Here is a 17129-nt window from a genome sequence, read left to right as displayed (position 1 = left end):
CGGGGAAGCGGCCGTGCGCCGCGCGGAACGGGCCGAGCACCTGGGCGAGGGCGGTCGCGGCGCGGCGTACGTCGGCGCCGGGGGCGTCGGCGACGAGGGCCTCGGCGAGCAGGGCGGCGGCTTCGTCGCAGTCGCCGGTGCCGCCGTAGAGGTCGAGGTCGTGGACGGAGTCGGGGTCGCCGACGCGGACCACGATGTCGTAGGCCTCGTCGGGGCCGAGCCGGGACCCGGCCGCGCCGACGGCGATGACGGCGGCCTGCCCGGCCAGTGCCTGGAGCGCGAGCGACTCGACGACGGGCCGCACGAGGCGGGCGGTCTTGCCGCTGCCGGAGGGGCCGACGGCCAGCAGGGAGGTGCCGAGCACGTCGGGACCGAGGGCGAGGCCGGTGCCGCGGCGGGCGTAGGGGTTGCGTTCGCCGTCCTCGACGGTGCCGAGGAGCACCTGGCGGGCGAGGAGGTCGTGCCGGGCGGCCCGCACCGGGAGGTCGCGGTCGCCGGAGGGGTGGACGCAGGCGGCGGCGCCCTGGTCGCGGACGGCGTCGGCGAAGGCCGGCAGCCGGGCGGGGTCGGCCCGCACGGACTCCCAGGCACGCCGGATCCGCGCGTAGTCCACGTCGTTCATCCGCCCGCCCAGCACCTCCCCACCTCCCCCGCGAGCCGCCGAGCCGCCTCCCCGAGCCCGGCGTCCCGCAGCTCGGGCCATTCGGCGGGGTCGGCCGCGGGCTCCGCCACCGGCACCGGGGTCTTCCCGGAGCTCTCCCCGGGGGCGGGCTTGAGCGCGAGCCGGGTGAAGAAGACGACGACCGGGGCGAGGGAGACCGTGTACACCACGGCGGTCAGTGCCATCTGTTCGCCCGTGCTCAGGGCCTGCAGGTCGTAGTGGGTGCCGAGGAGGCCGACCACGGGAACGGTCCCGTTCCAGATCAGCAGTCCCACGAACAGCGCCCCGGCCGTCGCCCCCGCCACCCGGGCCCGGCGGCCGCGCGCGGCGACGAGCCGCTCGAAGGCCAGACTCCAGGAACCGAGGCGGCTGAACCACACCACCAGCACGGCCGTCAGCAGGATCACGTACACCTGCAGCGCGGCTTCGGCCCGGCCGTCGACGGGCCCTCCGCCCAGCGGCTTCCACCAGTCATCGGGGGTGAAGAGACGCACCGGGACGTCGACGTACGGGATGTAGCGGTTGGTGATCAGGGACCACACCAGCACGCACGCCAGGAAGGAGATGACCGCCCCGCTGAGCAGCGACCGGTCGCTGACGGGATCCGCGGCGCTCCCCTTGCGCGGCACGTACCCGAACCGCCACACCCCCGGCTCCGCCTCCGGGCGCGGTGTGCGGAGCCACTCCACGAGCGGGGCCGCGACCGTCGGTGCGTGCCGTGGTTTCGGCGGGGCCGCGGTGGGTGGCGCCGGGTGGGGGGCGTGCCCCTCCCGGGTCGCCCGTCCCTCGTAGGTGCCCTCGCTGTCCATGAACCCCTGCCCCCTGCCGTTCCCTGTAACACCGCGGCGCTCAATCTAGTGCCCGGCCCGCCACTTGGGCCCGTACCCCGGCGGGATCCACGGCCCACGCGCCGCGTCCTTCCTATGGCCGCCACGGACAAGGACACGCGGACACCACTCCCTAACGGAGCATGCCTTACCCCCTCCCCCGGGCCTAGCCTGCGGACAAAGACACAAGTGCGTCCGAAAACACCCCCCAGGGAGCCCTCTATGACCGCTGTCCCGCAGGAGCGCCGCATCGTCACCGCGATCCCCGGCCCCAAGTCGCAGGAGCTTCAGGCCCGCCGCCTTTCGACGGTGGCCGGCGGCGTGGGCTCCGTGCTCCCCGTCTTCACGGCGCGCGCGGGCGGCGGCATCATCGAGGACGTCGACGGCAACCGCCTGATCGACTTCGGCTCCGGCATCGCCGTGACCTCCGTCGGCGCCTCCGCCGAGGCCGTCGTGCGCCGCGCCTCCGCGCAGCTGGCCGACTTCACCCACACCTGCTTCATGGTCACCCCCTACGAGGGCTACGTCGAGGTCTGCGAGGCCCTCGCCGAGCTGACCCCGGGCACCCACGCCAAGAAGTCGGCCCTCTTCAACTCCGGCGCCGAGGCCGTCGAGAACGCCGTCAAGATCGCCCGTGCGTACACCAAGCGCCAGGCCGTCGTCGTCTTCGACCACGGCTACCACGGCCGTACGAACCTCACGATGGCGCTGACGGCGAAGAACATGCCGTACAAGCACGGCTTCGGTCCGTTCGCCCCCGAGGTCTACCGCGTCCCGGTCGCCTACGGCTACCGCTGGCCCACCGGTGCCGAGAACTGCGGCCCCGAGGCCGCCGCCGCGGCGATCGACCAGATCGCCAAGCAGATCGGCGCCGAGAACGTCGCCGCGATCATCATCGAGCCGGTCCTCGGCGAGGGCGGCTTCATCGAGCCGGCCAAGGGCTTCCTGCCGGCGATCGTGAAGTTCGCCAACGAGAACGGCATCGTCTTCGTCGCCGACGAGATCCAGTCCGGCTTCTGCCGCACCGGCCAGTGGTTCGCGTGTGAGGACGAGGGCATCGTCCCGGACCTGATCACCACCGCCAAGGGCATCGCGGGCGGTCTGCCGCTCGCCGCCGTGACGGGCCGCGCCGAGATCATGGACGCCGCGCACGCGGGCGGCCTGGGCGGCACGTACGGCGGCAACCCGGTGGCCTGCGCCGGTGCGCTCGGCTCCATCGAGACCATGAAGGAACTCGACCTCAACGCCAAGGCGAAGAACATCGAGTCCATCATGAAGTCCCGCCTCTCCGCGATGCAGGAGAAGTACGACATCATCGGCGACATCCGCGGCCGCGGCGCGATGATCGCGATCGAGCTCGTCAAGGACCCCGCGTCCAAGACCCCGTTCCCGGAGGCGGCCGGCGCGCTCGCCAAGGCCTGCCACGCCGAGGGCCTGCTCGTCCTCACCTGCGGCACCTACGGCAACGTCCTCCGCTTCCTGCCGCCGCTGGTCATCAGCGACGAGCTGCTGAACGAGGGCCTGGACCTCATCGAGGCCGCCTTCGCGGCCATCGGCACGGACGTCTGAGCGAGCCGCCGAACACAGGAGCCCGCCGGTACCGCCGGTAACGGTCGGGCGCTGTGAAGAAGCTGTGGGGGGCCGATGGCAAGGGGCCGTTCCTGCTGTCGGTCCCCCCTCGGCTGCCGTACGGTTTCTGCAGATGAGTGAGACAGACCGCTCCCGGGCAACCGGGGGCGAAACCGGTACAGGGCTTCCCCAGCGCCGTACTGGGCATGCGTTCGCGCACACTCCTCTCCGATCGGACGGCCGTCCGCCCCAAACCCCCCGGGGCGCACGGCAACCCGATCCGGGCGGCCGTCCCGGAACCATCCCCCCTGTTCCGGGACGGCCGGCCTCTTTCCTCCCCCTCCTCCTGACGGCCGTCTGCGCCGTCCTCTTCGCCCTGATCACCTGGCAGGTCCTGGTCCGCGGACCGCTGCTGACCCCGGATCAGGAGCTGAGCCGCGCCCTGGTGCACACCCTCCCCGACGCCGTCACCGAGCGCCTCGCGGACCTGGGGAACGTCGAGGTCGCCGTCCCCGTCCTCGTGCTCGCCGTGGCGTACGCCGTCCGGCGCGGCCGCCGCCTCGCCGCCCTCGCGGCGGGTCTGGCGATGGCCCTGGTCCCGGCGCTGATCGTGCCGCTCAAGGAGTGGACCGCCCGCCCGGGCCCGCTGGAGCCCTGGGCCGCCGGCTACTACCCCTCCGGCCATACCGCCACGGCCCTGACGGCCTACACGGCCGCGGCCCTCCTGCTCGCCCCGCACACCCGCCGCCGCTGGCCCCTCCCCGCGGCGGCCGCCCTGACCGCCCTGACCGCGGCGGGCCTGGTGGTGCGCGGCTTCCACTGGCCCCTGGACGTGCTGGCCAGCCTCCTGATGTGCACCCCGCTGCTGCTGGGGGTGCGCTGGGCGGCCGGCCGGGGTGCGCGCCGCGGTTCCGGCTGAACCCCCGGCCGCCCGGACGGTCCCCCAGGCGGGCCGGGCCGCCTCACCCCTCCCCCGCCAGGGCCCTCGCCGCCGCCTCGTGCAGGGCGAGTTCCAGCAGTGCCGGGTCCGTGAGGGTGCCGCGGCCGTCCGGGAGCCGCAGCCAGCTCGGGCCGCCCGTCGCCCGGCCGGGGTACGGGACCGCGATCCAGCTCCCGCGCCCCGCGCCCCGTACGCCCGTGCCGATCCAGTGCGAGGCCGTGCCCGGGGGGACGAAGAAGCCCAGGCGGGCGGTGCGGCCTGCGGCGAGCACCGGTCCGGGAGGGGCGGGCAGCCGGCGCAGGACGCCGAGGGCGGCCCGGCCCAGTTCCCCAGGGGTGATCAGCAGGTCCCAGTGCCGCCCGGCCGGCAGGAGGGCGACCCCGAGGGGGCCGCGCTCCCACTCCCACCGGCAGGCTTCGGGGTCCGGCGCGGCCGCCGCCAGCCACTCCACTGCCGTCCTGGTCTCCGGGAACGCCATCGCCCGGCCTCCGTTCGTCTCGCGTGGGTGAGGGTGTCTCACCGGGAGAGAGCGGGGCCGGGCGGCACTATGACGCGGGTCGGGTCACCCCGTGGAGGTGAATCGGGTCGCCGCCCCGGCGCGGGAGTGCGCCGGGGTGCGCGCGTCGGCGTCCGTGGGCTTCCTCAGCTGTCGAAGCCGAGGCCGAGGCGGTCCAGCGTCCTCAGCCACAGGTTGCGGTGGCCGCCCCGGGCGTCGGCCCGGGCCAGGGACCACTTGGTGAGGGCGATCCCGGTCCAGGCCAGGGGCTCGGGCGGGAACGGCATCGGCTTGGACTTCACCATCTCCAGCCGGGTGCGTTCCGTGGAGAGCCCGTCCAGCAGGTCCAGCATCACGTCGGCGCCGAAGCGGGTGGCACCCACCCCGAGCCCGGTGTAGCCGGCGGCGTAGGCGACCCGGCCGGAGTGAGCGGTGCCGAAGAACGCCGAGAAGCGGGAGCAGGTGTCGATGGCCCCGCCCCAGGCGTGGCTGAAGCGCACCCCCTCCAGCTGCGGGAACGCGGTGAAGAAGTGCTCGGCGAGCTTGAGGTAGGTCTCCGGGCGGTGGTCGTACTCCGAGTCGAGCTTGCCCCGGTAGGGGTAGATCGCGTCGTAGCCGCCCCACAGGATGCGGTTGTCCTTGGTGATGCGGAAGTAGTGGAACTGGTTGGCGCTGTCGCCCAGGCCGGGACGGTTCTTCCAGCCGACGGAGGCCAGCTGCTCCACGGTCAGCGGTTCGGTCATCAGCGCGTAGTCGTAGACCGGGACGGTGAACGGGCGCACCCGCTTGACCAGCGACGGGAAGATGTTGGTGCCCAGGGCGACCCGGCGGGCCAGGATCGTCCCGTACGGGGTCTCCACCGTCATCCCGGCGCCGGCCCGCGCCATCTTGAGGCCGCGGGTGTTCTCGTAGATCCGTACGCCCTGCTCCAGGCAGGCCCGCTTCAGGCCCCAGGCCAGCTTGGCGGGGTTGAGCATGGCGACGCCTTCGCGGTCCCACAGGCCCGCGAGGAAGGTCGGGGAGTTGACCTCCGCGCGCAGGGCCTCGCCCTCCAGCCATTCGGAGCCGTCGGCGAGGCCGAGCCTCCGGGCCTCCTCGTGGAGTTCGCGCAGCTCCTCGACCTGGTGCGGTTCGGTGGCCACGTCGATCTCACCGGTGCGCTCGAAGTCGCAGTCGATGCCGTAGCGGGCGACCGCCTCCTCGATGGCGTCGAGGTTGCGGGCGCCGAGCTCCTCCAGCTTGGCCAGCTCGCCGGGCCAGCGGGCCAGGCCGTTGGCGAAGCCGTGGGTGAGGGAGGCCGCGCAGAAGCCGCCGTTGCGGCCGGAGGCGGCCCAGCCCGCCTCCTTGCTCTCGATCAGTACGACGTCCCTGCCGGGGTCGCGCTCCTTGGCGAGCAGCGCGGTCCACAGCCCGCTGTAGCCGGCGCCGATGACGAGCAGGTCGCACTTCTCGTCGGAGGTGAGGGCCGGCTGCGGGTCGGGGCGGCCGGGGTCGTCCAGCCAGTACGAGACCGGCTTCGCTTCGGAAAGGGATTTCGCAACACTACGCATGGCGACTGGGGCCATGGCTTCCAACTCCCTACAGGGGTCTACTTCGGTTGTGCCTTCTTGCGGCGGTTGCCGGCCCACTGGCCGGCGAGGACCACCAGCACCGCGATGACGAACATCGCCGTGCCGATGACGTTGATCTGGACGGGCGTACCGCGCTGGGCCGATCCCCACACGAACATGGGGAAGGTGACGGTGTTGCCCGAGTTGAAGTTGGTGATGATGAAGTCGTCGAACGAGAGCGCGAAGGAGAGCAGCGCGCCCGCCGCGATGCCGGGGGCCGCGATCGGCAGGGTGACGCGCAGGAAGGTCTGCACGGGTCCCGCGTAGAGGTCGCGGGCGGCTTCCTCCAGCCTCGGGTCCATCGACAGCACGCGCGCCTTGACGGCGGCGACGACGAAGCTGAGGCAGAACATCACGTGGGCGATGAGGATGGTCCAGAAGCCCAGCTGGATGCCCATGTTGAGGAAGAGGGCGAGCAGCGAGGCGGCCATCACGATCTCGGGCATGGCCATGGGCAGGAAGATCAGCGAGTTGACCGCCCCGCGCGCCCGGAACCGGTAGCGCACCAGCGCGAAGGCTATGGCGGTGCCGAGGACGGTGGCGCCGATGGTGGCCCACAGGGCGATCTGGAGGGACAGTGCGAGGGAGCCGCACAGGTCGGCGACCCCGCAGGGGTCCTTCCAGGCGTCGAGGGAGAACTCCTGCCAGGCGTAGTTGAAGCGCCCGGTGGGGTTGTTGAAGGAGAAGACCGTCACGACGACGTTCGGCAGGATCAGGTACGCGAGCGTGCCGAGGCCGGCGATGACGACGAGATTGCGGCGGAGCCAACGCATCAGACCAGGTCCTCCGTTCCCGCTCGGCGGATGTAGACGGTGACCATGATCAGCACGATGGCCATGAGGATGAAGGACAGCGCGGCCGCCGTCGGGTAATCGAGGATCCGCAGGTACTGCGACTGGATGACGTTTCCGATCATCCGGGTGTCCGTGGAGCCGAGCAGCTCGGCGTTGACGTAGTCGCCGCTCGCGGGGATGAAGGTGAGCAGGGTCCCGGAGACCACGCCCGGCATCGAGAGCGGGAAGGTCACCTTGCGGAACACGGTGGCGGGGGTGGCGTACAGGTCGCCGGCGGCCTCGTGGAGGCGGGTGTCGATGCGCTCCAGCGAGGTGTAGAGCGGCAGGATCATGAAGGGGAGGAAGTTGTAGGTCAGGCCGCAGACCACCGCGAGCGGGGTGGCCAGCACCCGGCTGCCCTCGGTGATGCCGAGCCAGCTGGTGACGTCCAGGAAGCCGATCTTGTCGAGGACGGCGACGACGGGGCCGCCGTCGGCCAGGATCGTCTTCCAGGCCAGGGTGCGGATCAGGAAGCTGGTGAAGAACGGGGCGATGACGAGGACCAGCAGGAGGTTGCGCCAGCGGCCCGCCTTGAAGGCGATCAGGTAGGCGAGCGGGTAGCCCAGCAGCAGGCACAGGACCGTCGCGGTGCCGGCGTAGGCCAGGGAGCGCAGGAACTGCGGGAGGTACTCGGTGAAGGCGTCCCAGTAGGTCTGGAAGTGCCAGGTGACCTTGAAGCCCTCTTCGAGGGAGCCGGTCTGTACCGAGGTGGAGGCCTGGTAGACCATCGGCAGCACGAAGAAGACGAGCAGCCAGACGATGCCGGGGAGCAGCAGCCAGTACGGGATCAGGCGCTTCTTCAGCGAGGCCCGGTGGACCGGGGGCACGGCCGGGGCCTCGGCCTGCGGGGGCGCGGCGGTGGCGGTCACGCGCTCTCCTCGACGGTCTCGATGCCCGCGTCTATGTCCTGGGCGGCGTCGAGGCCGAAGGTGTGTTCGGGGTTCCAGTGCAGGACGACGTCGGCACCGGGGACCAGGCGGGCGTCGCGCTCGATGTTCTGGACGTAGACCTCCAGCTCGGGGCAGACCGGGCTGTCGATCACGTACTGGGTGGAGACGCCGATGAAGGAGGAGTCGGCGATCTTGCCGGTGATCTTGTTGCGGCCGGCCGCGATGGTGTGCTCGTCCTCGGCCGGGACCAGGGAGATCTTCTCGGGACGCACGCCGACCAGCAGTTTTCCGCCGGTGCGCGGCGTGGTCGAACATCGGGCGGCGGGCAGCCTGAGTATCGCGCCGGAGGCGGAGACGGCCACGTCGGAGCCGGTGGACTCGACGGAGGCCTCGATCAGGTTGGAGGTGCCGAGGAAGTTCGCGACGAAGGTGGTGCGCGGGTTCTCGTAGAGCTCGGCGGGAGCGCCGAGCTGTTCGACGCGGCCGCCGTTCATCACCGCGACCGTGTCGGCCATGGTCATGGCCTCCTCCTGGTCGTGGGTGACGTGCACGAAGGTGATGCCGACCTCGGTCTGGATCCGCTTGAGCTCCAGCTGCATCTGGCGGCGCAGCTTGAGGTCGAGGGCGCCGAGGGGTTCGTCGAGGAGGAGGACCTGGGGGTGGTTGATCAGGGCGCGGGCGACGGCCACGCGCTGCTGCTGTCCACCGGAGAGCTGGTGGGGCTTCTTGTGGGGCTTCTTGCGGGCGTGCTCGCCGAGCTGGACGAGGTCGATCATCTCGTCGACCTGCTTCTTGACCGACTTGATGCCGCGACGGCGCAGGCCGAAGGCGATGTTCTCGAAGATGTCCATGTGCGGGAACAGGGCGTAGCTCTGGAAGACCGTGTTCACCGGGCGCTTGTACGGCGGCAGGTGGGTGACCTCGCGTTCGCCGAGGCTGACGGTGCCGGTGGAGGGCTCCTCCAGGCCGGCGATCATGCGCAGGGTGGTGGTCTTCCCACAGCCCGAGGCGCCGAGCAGGGCGAAGAAGGAGCCCTGGGGGATGGTGAGGTCCAGCGGGTGCACGGCGGTGAAGGAGCCGTAGTGCTTGCTGATCCCGGCGAGGCGGACGTCGCCGCTCGCGGTGGTGTCGGTCATGGGCCTGAGCCTTCGGTGGTGTGTCGTGGGAGGGGGAGGGGCGCGTGGAGGGCCGGCGGGGGGCCGGTCAGGCGCCGATGAGCTTGGCGAACTTCTCCTCGTACGCCGTCTCTTCCTCGCTGGTGAGGGAGCGGAAGGCGTGGGCCTTGGCGGCCATCTCCTTGTCCGGGACGATCAGGGGGTTGTCCGCGAGCTCCGGCTTGATCCTGGCCAGTTCGTCCTTCACCCCGTCGACCGGGCAGACGTAGCTGATGAAGGCGGCCAGCTGGGCGGCCACCGCGGGCTCGTAGTAGTAGTCGATGAGCTTCTCGGCGTTGGCCTTGTGCCGGGCCTTGGCGGGGACCAGCAGGTTGTCGCTGGAGGTGATGTAGCCGGCGGCCGGGATGGCGTACTTGATGTCGGGGTTGCCGGCCTGGAGCTGGATGACGTCGCCCGCCCAGGCGATGCAGGCCGCCAGGTCGCCCTTGTCGAGGTCCGCGGTGTAGTCGTTGCCGGTGAAGCGGCGGATCTGCTTGGTGTCGACGCCCTTCTGGAGGCGGCCGATGGCGGCGTCGTAGTCCGCGGTGGTGAACTTCGCCGGGTCCTTGCCCTGGTCGAGGAGGGTCATGCCGACGGTGTCGCGCATCTCGGTGAGGAACCCGACCCGGCCCTTGAGGGTGGGGTCGTCGAGCAGCTGGGTGACGGAGTCGACCTTCTTGCCGCCGGTGGCCTTGGCGTTGTAGGCGATGACGGTGTCGATGCCGGTCCAGGGGTAGCTGTGGGCGCGGCCCGGGTCCCAGTCGGGGTTGCGGAACTGGGGGATCAGGTTGGCGTAGGCGTTGGGGAGGTGGGAGGGGTCCAGCTTCTGGGCCCAGCCGAGGCGGATGATGCGGGCGGCGAGCCAGTCGGTGACGACGATCAGGTCGCGGCCGGTGTCCTGGCCGGCCGCGAGCTGGGGGCGGATCTTGCCGAAGAACTCGACGTTGTCGTTGATGTCCTCGGTGTACTTGACCTCTATGCCGGTGCGCTTGGTGAAGGCGTCCAGCGTCGGGCGGGACTTCTCGTCGTCGCTGGTGTCCATGTACTCGGTCCAGTTGGAGAAGTTGATCTCCTTCTCCTGCTCCGAGTGGTCGTCGGACGGCGCCGCCTGGCCGCCCTCGCGTTTGGCGGGCGGGATACCGCAGGCGGTGAGGGCGGCGAGGCCGCCCAGGGTGAGCGCCCCGGCTCCGGAGGCGCGCAGCAGCGAGCGGCGGGTGAGGGCGCCGCGGCCGCTGGTGAGACTGCGCCGCATCGCGGCGAGTTGCGCCGCCGAGAGGCGGTCGGGCTCGAACTGCTCCATGCGCGTTGCCCTTTCGGGAGGGAGGGCCGCTGGTCAGGCGGCGCGGCCACGCGGAGGTAGCCGCATGTCGATATTTATCGGTCCCCGAAGATCGTGCGGTGCCAGTCCTTGGCGGCCACCGCGGTGTTGTCGTACATCACATGCTTGACCTGCGTGTATTCCTCGAAAGAGTAAGAGCTCATGTCCTTTCCGAAGCCACTGGCCTTGTAGCCTCCGTGCGGCATCTCGCTGATGATCGGGATGTGGTCGTTGACCCAGACGCAGCCGGCCTTGAGCTCGCGGGTGGCCCGGCCGGCCCGGTAGAGGTCCCGGGTCCAGGCGGAGGCGGCGAGGCCGTACGGGGTGTCGTTGGCCAGGGCCAGGCCCTCGTCGTCGGTGTCGAAGGGCAGGGCGACGAGGACCGGGCCGAAGATCTCGGACTGGACGACCTCGCTGTCCTGGGCGGCGCCGGTGATCAGGGTGGGCCGGTAGTAGGCGCCCTCGGCCAGGTCCCCGCCGGGGATCTCGCCGCCGGTGACGACGGTGGCGTAGGCGCGGGCGCGGTCGACGAAGGCGGCGACCCGGTCGCGCTGGGCGTGCGAGACCAGCGGGCCGAGGTCGGTGGTGGGGGCGAAGGGGTCGCCCAGGCGGACGGTCTCCATCAGCTCGGCGACGCGGGCGGTGAAGGCCTCGTACAGGGGGCGCTGGACGTAGGCGCGGGTGGCGGCGGTGCAGTCCTGGCCGGTGTTGATCAGGGAGGCGGCGATCGCGCCGTGGGCGGCGGCCTCCACGTCGGCGTCGTCGAAGACCACGAAGGGGGCCTTGCCGCCGAGCTCCAGGTGGAGCCGCTTGACGGTGGCGGTGGCGATCTCGGCGACCCGCTTGCCGACGGCGGTGGAGCCGGTGAAGGAGGTCATCACCACGTCGGGGTGGCCGACCAGGTGCTCGCCCGCGTCACGGCCGGCGCCGGTGACGATGTTGATCACCCCGTCGGGGATGCCCGCCTCCTGGGCCGCCTGGGCGAACATCAGGGAGGTCAGCGGGGTGAGCTCGGCGGGCTTGAGGACGATGGTGTTGCCCGCGGCGACGGCCGGGAGGATCTTCCAGGCGGCCATCTGGAGGGGGTAGTTCCAGGGGGCGATGGAACCGACGACCCCGATGGCCTCGCGGCGTACGTACGAGGTGTGGTCGCCGGAGTACTCGCCGGCCGCCTGGCCCTGGAGGTGCCGGGCGGCGCCCGCGAAGAAGGCCGTGTTGTCGATGGTCCCGGGGACGTCGAACCCGGTGGTCAGCTTGAGCGGCTTGCCGCACTGCAGGGACTCGGCGTACGCGAAGTCCTCCGCCTGCTCGGCGAGTACGGCGGCCAGCCGGTGCAGGGCGTCCGAGCGCTCGCCCGGGGTGGCGGCCGACCATGCCGGGAAGGCCCGCTTGGCGGCGGCGACGGCCTCGTCCACGTCGGCCGGGCCGGCGAGCTCGTAGGTGAGCACCTCCTCGCCGGTGGCGGGGTCGACGACGGTGTGCGACCGTCCTGAGGTACCGGGCCGGAGCCGTCCGTCGATGTACTGCGCGCCGTCTGCGAAGCGGTCCTTGACCTGGAAGCGGTTACCCATCACGCTCTCACGTTCTCCGTAGCTGCAGCTCGAATTGAGTGCCGATCCTGACAGAGGGCTCCTCCTCCGCCAAGTGATTCCGTTGTTGCCTTTTGATTACGCGACGGAATCGGTCGACCATGTGTCGAGGCGCGCCGCAAATCCCGTACGAAGTGTCAGTGGTGGCTGGCAGACTCGCGTGCATGGACAAGATCGACGCTTTGATCGGGCAGGTCAGCCGGGGTGAGCGGGTGAATTTCCTGCCCTTCTGGGGCCACCGGCCGCGGCCGGACGGCAGCCTGGGGCCGAGCTGCCTGAGCCAGTGGTGGCCGTCCCCCTTCACTGTGGGTGATGTCCGGTACGCGACGGCCGAGCACTGGATGATGGCCGGGAAGGCGCGCCTCTTCGGGGACCCGGAGGCGGAGCGGGCCGCGCTGGAGGCGCGGACTCCGGCCGAGGCGAAGAAGGCCGGGCGGCTGGTGCGCGGGTTCGACGACGCGCTGTGGGAGCGGGAGCGGTTCGCGCTGGTCGTGGAGGGCAGCGTGCACAAGTTCGGCTCCGATCCGGCGCTGCGCGCGTACCTGCTGGGTACGGGGTCGCGGGTGCTGGTGGAGGCGAGCCCGGTGGACCGCGTCTGGGGCGTGGGCCTGGCGCCCGACGACGAGCGGGCTCTGGACCCCGCCCGCTGGCGTGGCCTGAACCTGCTGGGTTTCGCCCTGATGGAGGCCCGGACCCGGCTGCGCGAGGAGGCCTCCTGAGGGCTCCGTAAATACGTGGCGGCGGGAGCGGGGCGGGCCCTAACGTGAATGTCGTCCAGGTGCGGAGGCGAGACCTACTTCGACTACTCATCGGGCGGTCGCGGGTTCGAGTCCCGCCACCGGTACTCGTGCCGGTGTAGCTCAGTTGGCAGAGCACCTAGTGTTTCGCCGGCCTTGTTCTCTGGACACCTACTCGTCACGCACCTCCCGGTGCGCCCGGCAGCGGCTACTTCTTGCAGAAATCACGCCGCCGCCCCATCTGATCTCGGGAGGCCCGCGTGGGGGATGCCCGGTGCGCAGGCGACGGTTACTTCCGGGACCCGGAGGCCGTGGGTTCGAATCCCACCCGGCCCGACACCCGTGAGGGCGAGGGCCGGTGGAGCAGCTTGGCAGCTCGCCGGGCATATGTACCGTCACCGACTCCGATCTCGGGCATCCCCCGCTCGGCACGCCTTCCCGCCGTTCCTTTGAATTCGGGGGGATTCACATGGCCCGCTTCAACCAGCGCGCGTCCAAGGCCGCGACCGCGCCCGCCTCGCCCGTGCGCTCCACCGGCCGCCGCCCCGCCAACCACCACGGCAGCCCCGGCTTCGCACGCGACGCCCGCTCCGAGCTGTTCCTGCTGGCCGTCGCCAACTTCGTGACGCAGGACACCGCCTACGAGTCCGGCGAGGCCCGCGACGACCGCTTCCGCACGCTGGTGCGGAAGCTCGCCGTCAAGGACCCGGAGTGGACCGCGGGCCTGCTGCGCTGGCTGCGCCGCGACGGCAGCATGCGCACGGCCTCCCTCGTCGGCGCCGCCGAGTACGTCAAGGCGCGCCTCGACGCGGGCGCCACGGACGGGCCCGCCAACCGGCAGGTCGTGGACTCCGTGCTGCTGCGCGCCGACGAGCCCGGTGAGCTGCTGGCCTACTGGACGGCGGCGTACGGGCGGAACGTGCCCAAGCCCGTGAAGCGCGGCATCGCCGACGCCGTGCGCCGGCTCTACTCCGGCACCTCGCTGCTGAAGTACGACACCGCCTCCAAGGGCTACCGCTTCGGCGACGTCCTGAACCTGGTGCACGCCTCGCCGGACCCCGCCAAGCCGTGGCAGGGCGAGCTGTTCCGGTACGCCCTCGACCGCCGCCACCACCCCGAGACCGCCGAGGCGCCGGCCGGCGACCGCACCCTGGCCGCGCACCGGGAGCTCATGGAACTCCCCGTGGAGCGGCGCCGGGCCGTGGTCACGGCGAAGGACGGCGCGGAGCGGCTCGCGGAGGCGGGCATGACCTGGGAGGCGCTGGCCGGCTGGCTCCAGGGGCCGATGGACGCGGCCGCCTGGGAGGCGGTCATCCCGTCCATGGGCTCGATGGCGTTGCTGCGCAACCTGCGCAACTTCGACCAGGCCGGGGTCTCGGACGCGGTGGCGAAGGGGGTCGCTGCGAAGATCGGCGATCCCGAGTCCGTGGCCCGGTCGCGGCAGTTCCCCTTCCGCTACCTGGCCGCCTACCAGCACGCTCCCTCGCTGCGCTGGTCGTACCCGCTGGAGAAGGCGCTGCGGCACTCGCTGGCCAACGTGCCGCAGCTGTCGGGGCGGACGCTGATCCTCGTCGACCGTTCCGGGTCGATGTGGTCGCCGCTGTCGGCCCGCTCGCAGCTCAACCGGGCCGACGCGGCAGCCGTGTTCGGCACGGCGCTGGCCCTGCGGGCCGAGCGGGCGGACCTGGTGCAGTTCGGCACCGGCAGCAAGGAGGTGGCGTACCAGCGGGGCGAGTCCGTGCTCAAGGTGCTCGACCGGTTCGAGAGCCTCGGCGGTACCAACACCGCGGAGGCCGTGCGCCGGCACTACCGGGACCACGACCGGGTGCTGATCGTCACGGACGAGCAGGCCTCGTACGCCTACGGCGGTGACCCGACGGCCCTGGTCCCGCAGGAGGTTCCCGTCTACACCTGGAACCTGGCCGGGTACCAGGTGGGGCACGCGCCCTCCGGGTCGGCGAACCGGCACACCTTCGGCGGGCTCACGGACGCCGCGTTCCGGATGGTCTCCCTGATCGAGGGCGGCCGGGACGCCGACTGGCCGTGGGCCGCGACCGCGTAGGCCGGCGGCGGGGACGGTGAAGGGCCGGGCCCGGGCAACTGCTGCCCGGGCCCGGCCCTTCACCGTGTCGCGGTGTCCGTCGTGTCCGCCCTCGCGGGCGGTCCGGGGCTCAGACCCGTTCGCGCACCTGCGTGTTCGAATGCGAGCCGCCGTCCGGGGTCTCGTCGAAGTTCCCCGACATGATGCCGGTGAACGCGATGACCAGGATCACGGCGCCGAGCACGATGCCGATCGCGCCCAGGATGATGCCGGAGAGGGCGACGCCGCCGTTGGTGGCCTCGCCCCGGGTCGCCTTGCCCCGTCCGAGCGCGCCGAAGACCACCGCGGCTATGCCCAGCGCGATCGCGAGGAAGCTGGTGAAGCAGCCCACGACGGAGAGGATGCCGAGCACCAGCGCGGTGACGCCGAAGCCGTTGCTGGGGCCCGGGCCGTACGCGTGGTAGCCGGTGTAGCCCGGGTAGCCGGGCGCGGGCGGGTAGCCGGGCGTGCCCGGGTAGCCCGCGGGGGGCTGGTAGCCGGGGTAGCCGTACCCGGGCTGGGGTGCGGCCGGGCCGGGCTGCCCGTACGCGGGCTGGGCCGGGTATCCGTACGCGGCGCCGGGTATCTGCGGCGGCGCGGGCGCGGGTACGGGACCCGGTACGGGGCCCGGCGTGTGGCCCGCTGCGGGCGCGGGGCCCGGTGCGGGCGCCGGTCCGGACGGGTTCGCCGGCGGGGCCCAGTCGGCTCCCGGCATCCCCGCGACCGTCTGCTGGTCGTGCACGGACGGCGCGCCCGGGGTCCCCCCGCCCGGCGGGGTCTGCTGCGGGCTGCCCCCCGGCGCGCCCGCCTGCCTTTCGGGCGGCGCCCACGGGTCCCTCGGCTCAGGGCTCTGGTCGGTCATTCGGCGCCCCCTCTCGTACAGCCATGCTAAGCGCTGCCGCCGACACCGCCGGGCCTGCCTACGATGAGGCAGACCTGCCCGCACCAGCGTCCCCACGGAGGCCCCCATGTCCGACCTGCACCCCTTCATCGCGGGGCTGCCCAAGGCCGAACTCCACGTCCACCACGTCGGCTCGGCCTCCCCCCGCATCGTGGCCGAACTCGCCTCCCGCCACCCCGACTCGAAGGTCCCCACGGACCCCGAGGCACTGGCCGACTACTTCACCTTCACCGATTTCGCGCACTTCATCGAGGTCTACCTGTCGGTCGTCGACCTGGTCCGCACCCCCGACGACGTGCGCACGCTGACCTTCGAGGTCGCCCGTGACATGGCCCGGCAGAACATCCGCTACGCCGAACTGACCATCACCCCCTACTCCTCCACGCGCCGCGGCATCGACGAGCGCGCCTTCATGGAGGCCATCGAGGACGCCCGCAAGGCCGCCGAGTCCGAGCTCGGCGTCATCCTGCGCTGGTGCTTCGACATCCCCGGCGAGGCCGGCCTGGAAGCCGCCGAGGAGACCGCCCGCCTCGCCGTCGACCTGCGCCCCGAGGGGCTGGTCTCCTTCGGCCTCGGCGGACCGGAGATCGGCGTGCCGCGCCCGCAGTTCAAGCCCTACTTCGACCGGGCCCGGGCGGCCGGTCTGCACAGCGTGCCGCACGCCGGCGAGACCACGGGCCCGGAGACGGTGTGGGACTCCATCCGCGAACTGGGCGCCGAGCGCATCGGCCACGGCACCAGCTCCACGCAGGACCCGGAGCTGCTGGCCTACCTCGCCGAGCACCGCATCGCCCTGGAGGTCTGCCCGACCTCCAACATCGCCACCCGCGCCGTGGCCGACCTCGACGAACACCCCGTCAAGGAGATGGTGCAGGCGGGCGTGCTCGTCACCATCAACAGCGACGACCCGCCGATGTTCGGCACCGACCTCAACAACGAGTACGCCGTTGCGGCCCGCCTCCTGGACCTCGACGAGCGGGGCCTCGCCCAGCTCGCGAAGAACGCCGTCGAGGCCTCCTTCCTGGACCCGGCCGGCAAGGCGCGGCTGACCGCGGAGATCGACGCGTACACCGCCGAATGGCTGGGCCGCTGACTCCCCTTGATCGCTCCGGCCCCCGAGAATGGGGGCATGAGCACCCTGACTGCCGTCGGTCACCGCGGCGATCCCTACCGAGTCCGTGAGAACACCCTCGCCTCCATCGGCTCCGCGTTCGCGCGCGGGGCCGACGCGGTGGAGGTGGACGTGCGGCTGACCCGCGACGGAGTGCCGGTCCTGCTGCACGACGAGACGCTGGAGCGGCTGTGGGGCCACGACGTGCGGCTCGACGCCGTCACGGCCCCGCAGCTGGAGGAGCTCGCCGGGGGCGGGATCCCCACGCTGCGCGAGGCGCTGATGGCGGCCGGGGCCGGCCGGCTGATGCTCGACCTGCCGGGGGCCACGCCCGAGGCCGTGCGGACCGTCGTCGACCTGGTGCGCGAGTGCGGCGCCCGCGACCGTACGTACTACTGCGCGGGGCCGAACAC

At 72.0% G+C, this 17129-nt stretch carries 14 protein-coding genes and 1 pseudogene; 6 read left to right on the top strand and 9 right to left on the bottom strand.

Features of this window, described 5'->3' with window-relative positions:
- Nucleotides 1–738, bottom strand: a pseudogene (locus VR44_RS41175) (ATP-binding protein); the annotation flags it as partial.
- Nucleotides 739–1710: 972 nt separating this feature from the next.
- On the opposite strand from VR44_RS41175, the gene gabT reads away from it, so the two are divergent.
- Together gabT and VR44_RS48815 are read left to right on the top strand one after the other, a co-directional pair.
- Complete coding sequence (gene gabT / locus VR44_RS13270) at nucleotides 1711–3057, top strand: 4-aminobutyrate--2-oxoglutarate transaminase (RefSeq protein ID WP_045947671.1); 1347 nt, start codon at nucleotides 1711–1713, stop codon at nucleotides 3055–3057.
- Between the two features lie 445 nt (nucleotides 3058–3502).
- Nucleotides 3503–3976 carry a phosphatase PAP2 family protein gene (locus VR44_RS48815; RefSeq protein WP_342669318.1) on the top strand — a complete coding sequence of 158 codons (474 nt, stop codon included), beginning with the start codon at nucleotides 3503–3505 and terminating at the stop codon, nucleotides 3974–3976.
- Between the two features lie 43 nt (nucleotides 3977–4019).
- On the opposite strand, the gene VR44_RS13260 is transcribed toward VR44_RS48815, so the two are convergent.
- The 7 genes from VR44_RS13260 to VR44_RS13230 form a co-directional block, all read right to left on the bottom strand.
- Nucleotides 4020–4475, bottom strand: a complete 456-nt coding sequence (locus tag VR44_RS13260) for a hypothetical protein (protein WP_045947670.1) — start codon at nucleotides 4473–4475, stop codon at nucleotides 4020–4022.
- Between the two features lie 164 nt (nucleotides 4476–4639).
- Nucleotides 4640–6058, bottom strand: coding sequence for an NAD(P)/FAD-dependent oxidoreductase (locus VR44_RS13255; protein ID WP_045947669.1), 1419 nt, complete (start codon nucleotides 6056–6058; stop codon nucleotides 4640–4642).
- Nucleotides 6059–6081: 23 nt separating this feature from the next.
- Nucleotides 6082–6876, bottom strand: a complete 795-nt coding sequence (locus tag VR44_RS13250) for an ABC transporter permease (RefSeq protein ID WP_045947668.1) — start codon at nucleotides 6874–6876, stop codon at nucleotides 6082–6084.
- Nucleotides 6876–7805 carry an ABC transporter permease gene (locus VR44_RS13245; protein ID WP_045947667.1) on the bottom strand — a complete coding sequence of 310 codons (930 nt, stop codon included), beginning with the start codon at nucleotides 7803–7805 and terminating at the stop codon, nucleotides 6876–6878. Before VR44_RS13245 ends, VR44_RS13250 begins: the two co-directional genes overlap by 1 nt.
- Nucleotides 7802–8962, bottom strand: coding sequence for an ABC transporter ATP-binding protein (locus VR44_RS13240; RefSeq protein WP_045947666.1), 1161 nt, complete (start codon nucleotides 8960–8962; stop codon nucleotides 7802–7804). Before VR44_RS13240 ends, VR44_RS13245 begins: the two co-directional genes overlap by 4 nt.
- A 67-nt stretch (nucleotides 8963–9029) precedes the next feature.
- Nucleotides 9030–10280 (bottom strand): ABC transporter substrate-binding protein, encoded by a 1251-nt coding sequence (locus VR44_RS13235; protein ID WP_045947665.1) that lies wholly within the window; start codon nucleotides 10278–10280, stop codon nucleotides 9030–9032.
- 74 nt (nucleotides 10281–10354) lie between these two features.
- On the bottom strand, nucleotides 10355–11869 hold the full coding sequence (locus tag VR44_RS13230) for a gamma-aminobutyraldehyde dehydrogenase (protein ID WP_045947664.1): 1515 nt from the start codon (nucleotides 11867–11869) through the stop codon (nucleotides 10355–10357).
- A gap of 182 nt (nucleotides 11870–12051) precedes the next feature.
- Between VR44_RS13230 and VR44_RS13225 the strand changes: the two genes are divergently transcribed.
- Together VR44_RS13225 and VR44_RS13220 are read left to right on the top strand one after the other, a co-directional pair.
- Nucleotides 12052–12606, top strand: a complete 555-nt coding sequence (locus VR44_RS13225) for a riboflavin biosynthesis intermediates N-glycosidase (protein ID WP_211275063.1) — start codon at nucleotides 12052–12054, stop codon at nucleotides 12604–12606.
- Between the two features lie 487 nt (nucleotides 12607–13093).
- The gene (locus VR44_RS13220) at nucleotides 13094–14686 is read left to right on the top strand and encodes a TROVE domain-containing protein (RefSeq protein ID WP_045947663.1); all 1593 of its coding nucleotides are present in this window, start codon (nucleotides 13094–13096) and stop codon (nucleotides 14684–14686) included.
- A 109-nt stretch (nucleotides 14687–14795) separates the two neighbouring features.
- Here VR44_RS13220 and VR44_RS13215 read toward each other — a convergent pair whose 3' ends face one another.
- Entirely contained in the window at nucleotides 14796–15446 is a 651-nt protein-coding gene (locus VR44_RS13215; RefSeq protein ID WP_052713587.1) for a DUF4190 domain-containing protein, read from the bottom strand.
- Between the two features lie 226 nt (nucleotides 15447–15672).
- Between VR44_RS13215 and VR44_RS13210 the strand changes: the two genes are divergently transcribed.
- Both VR44_RS13210 and VR44_RS13205 read left to right on the top strand, forming a co-directional pair.
- Nucleotides 15673–16698, top strand: a complete 1026-nt coding sequence (locus VR44_RS13210; RefSeq protein WP_045947661.1) for an adenosine deaminase — start codon at nucleotides 15673–15675, stop codon at nucleotides 16696–16698.
- 36 nt (nucleotides 16699–16734) lie between these two features.
- Nucleotides 16735–17129, top strand: a 395-nt coding sequence (locus VR44_RS13205) for a glycerophosphodiester phosphodiesterase (RefSeq protein ID WP_045947660.1), incomplete at its 3' end; no start/stop codon positions are given.

This window comes from Streptomyces katrae, from assembly GCF_000966975.1.
Classification (GTDB): Bacteria; Actinomycetota; Actinomycetes; order Streptomycetales; family Streptomycetaceae; genus Streptomyces; species Streptomyces katrae.
Note: the sequence above shows the minus strand (reverse complement) of the source record. Positions and strands in the feature narration are given on the sequence as shown.

Excerpts from the sequence above, each read along its gene's own strand:
- gabT (WP_045947671.1), top strand. The coding sequence starts at position 1,711 with ATGACCGCTGTCCCGCAGGAGCGCCGCATCGTCACCGCGATCCCCGGC.
- VR44_RS13260 (WP_045947670.1), bottom strand. The coding sequence starts at position 4,475 with ATGGCGTTCCCGGAGACCAGGACGGCAGTGGAGTGGCTGGCGGCGGCC.
- VR44_RS13255 (WP_045947669.1), bottom strand. The coding sequence starts at position 6,058 with ATGGCCCCAGTCGCCATGCGTAGTGTTGCGAAATCCCTTTCCGAAGCG.
- VR44_RS13250 (WP_045947668.1), bottom strand. The coding sequence starts at position 6,876 with ATGCGTTGGCTCCGCCGCAATCTCGTCGTCATCGCCGGCCTCGGCACG.
- VR44_RS13240 (WP_045947666.1), bottom strand. The coding sequence starts at position 8,962 with ATGACCGACACCACCGCGAGCGGCGACGTCCGCCTCGCCGGGATCAGC.
- VR44_RS13235 (WP_045947665.1), bottom strand. The coding sequence starts at position 10,280 with ATGGAGCAGTTCGAGCCCGACCGCCTCTCGGCGGCGCAACTCGCCGCG.
- VR44_RS13230 (WP_045947664.1), bottom strand. The coding sequence starts at position 11,869 with ATGGGTAACCGCTTCCAGGTCAAGGACCGCTTCGCAGACGGCGCGCAG.
- VR44_RS13225 (WP_211275063.1), top strand. The coding sequence starts at position 12,052 with ATGGACAAGATCGACGCTTTGATCGGGCAGGTCAGCCGGGGTGAGCGG.
- VR44_RS13220 (WP_045947663.1), top strand. The coding sequence starts at position 13,094 with ATGGCCCGCTTCAACCAGCGCGCGTCCAAGGCCGCGACCGCGCCCGCC.
- VR44_RS13210 (WP_045947661.1), top strand. The coding sequence starts at position 15,673 with ATGTCCGACCTGCACCCCTTCATCGCGGGGCTGCCCAAGGCCGAACTC.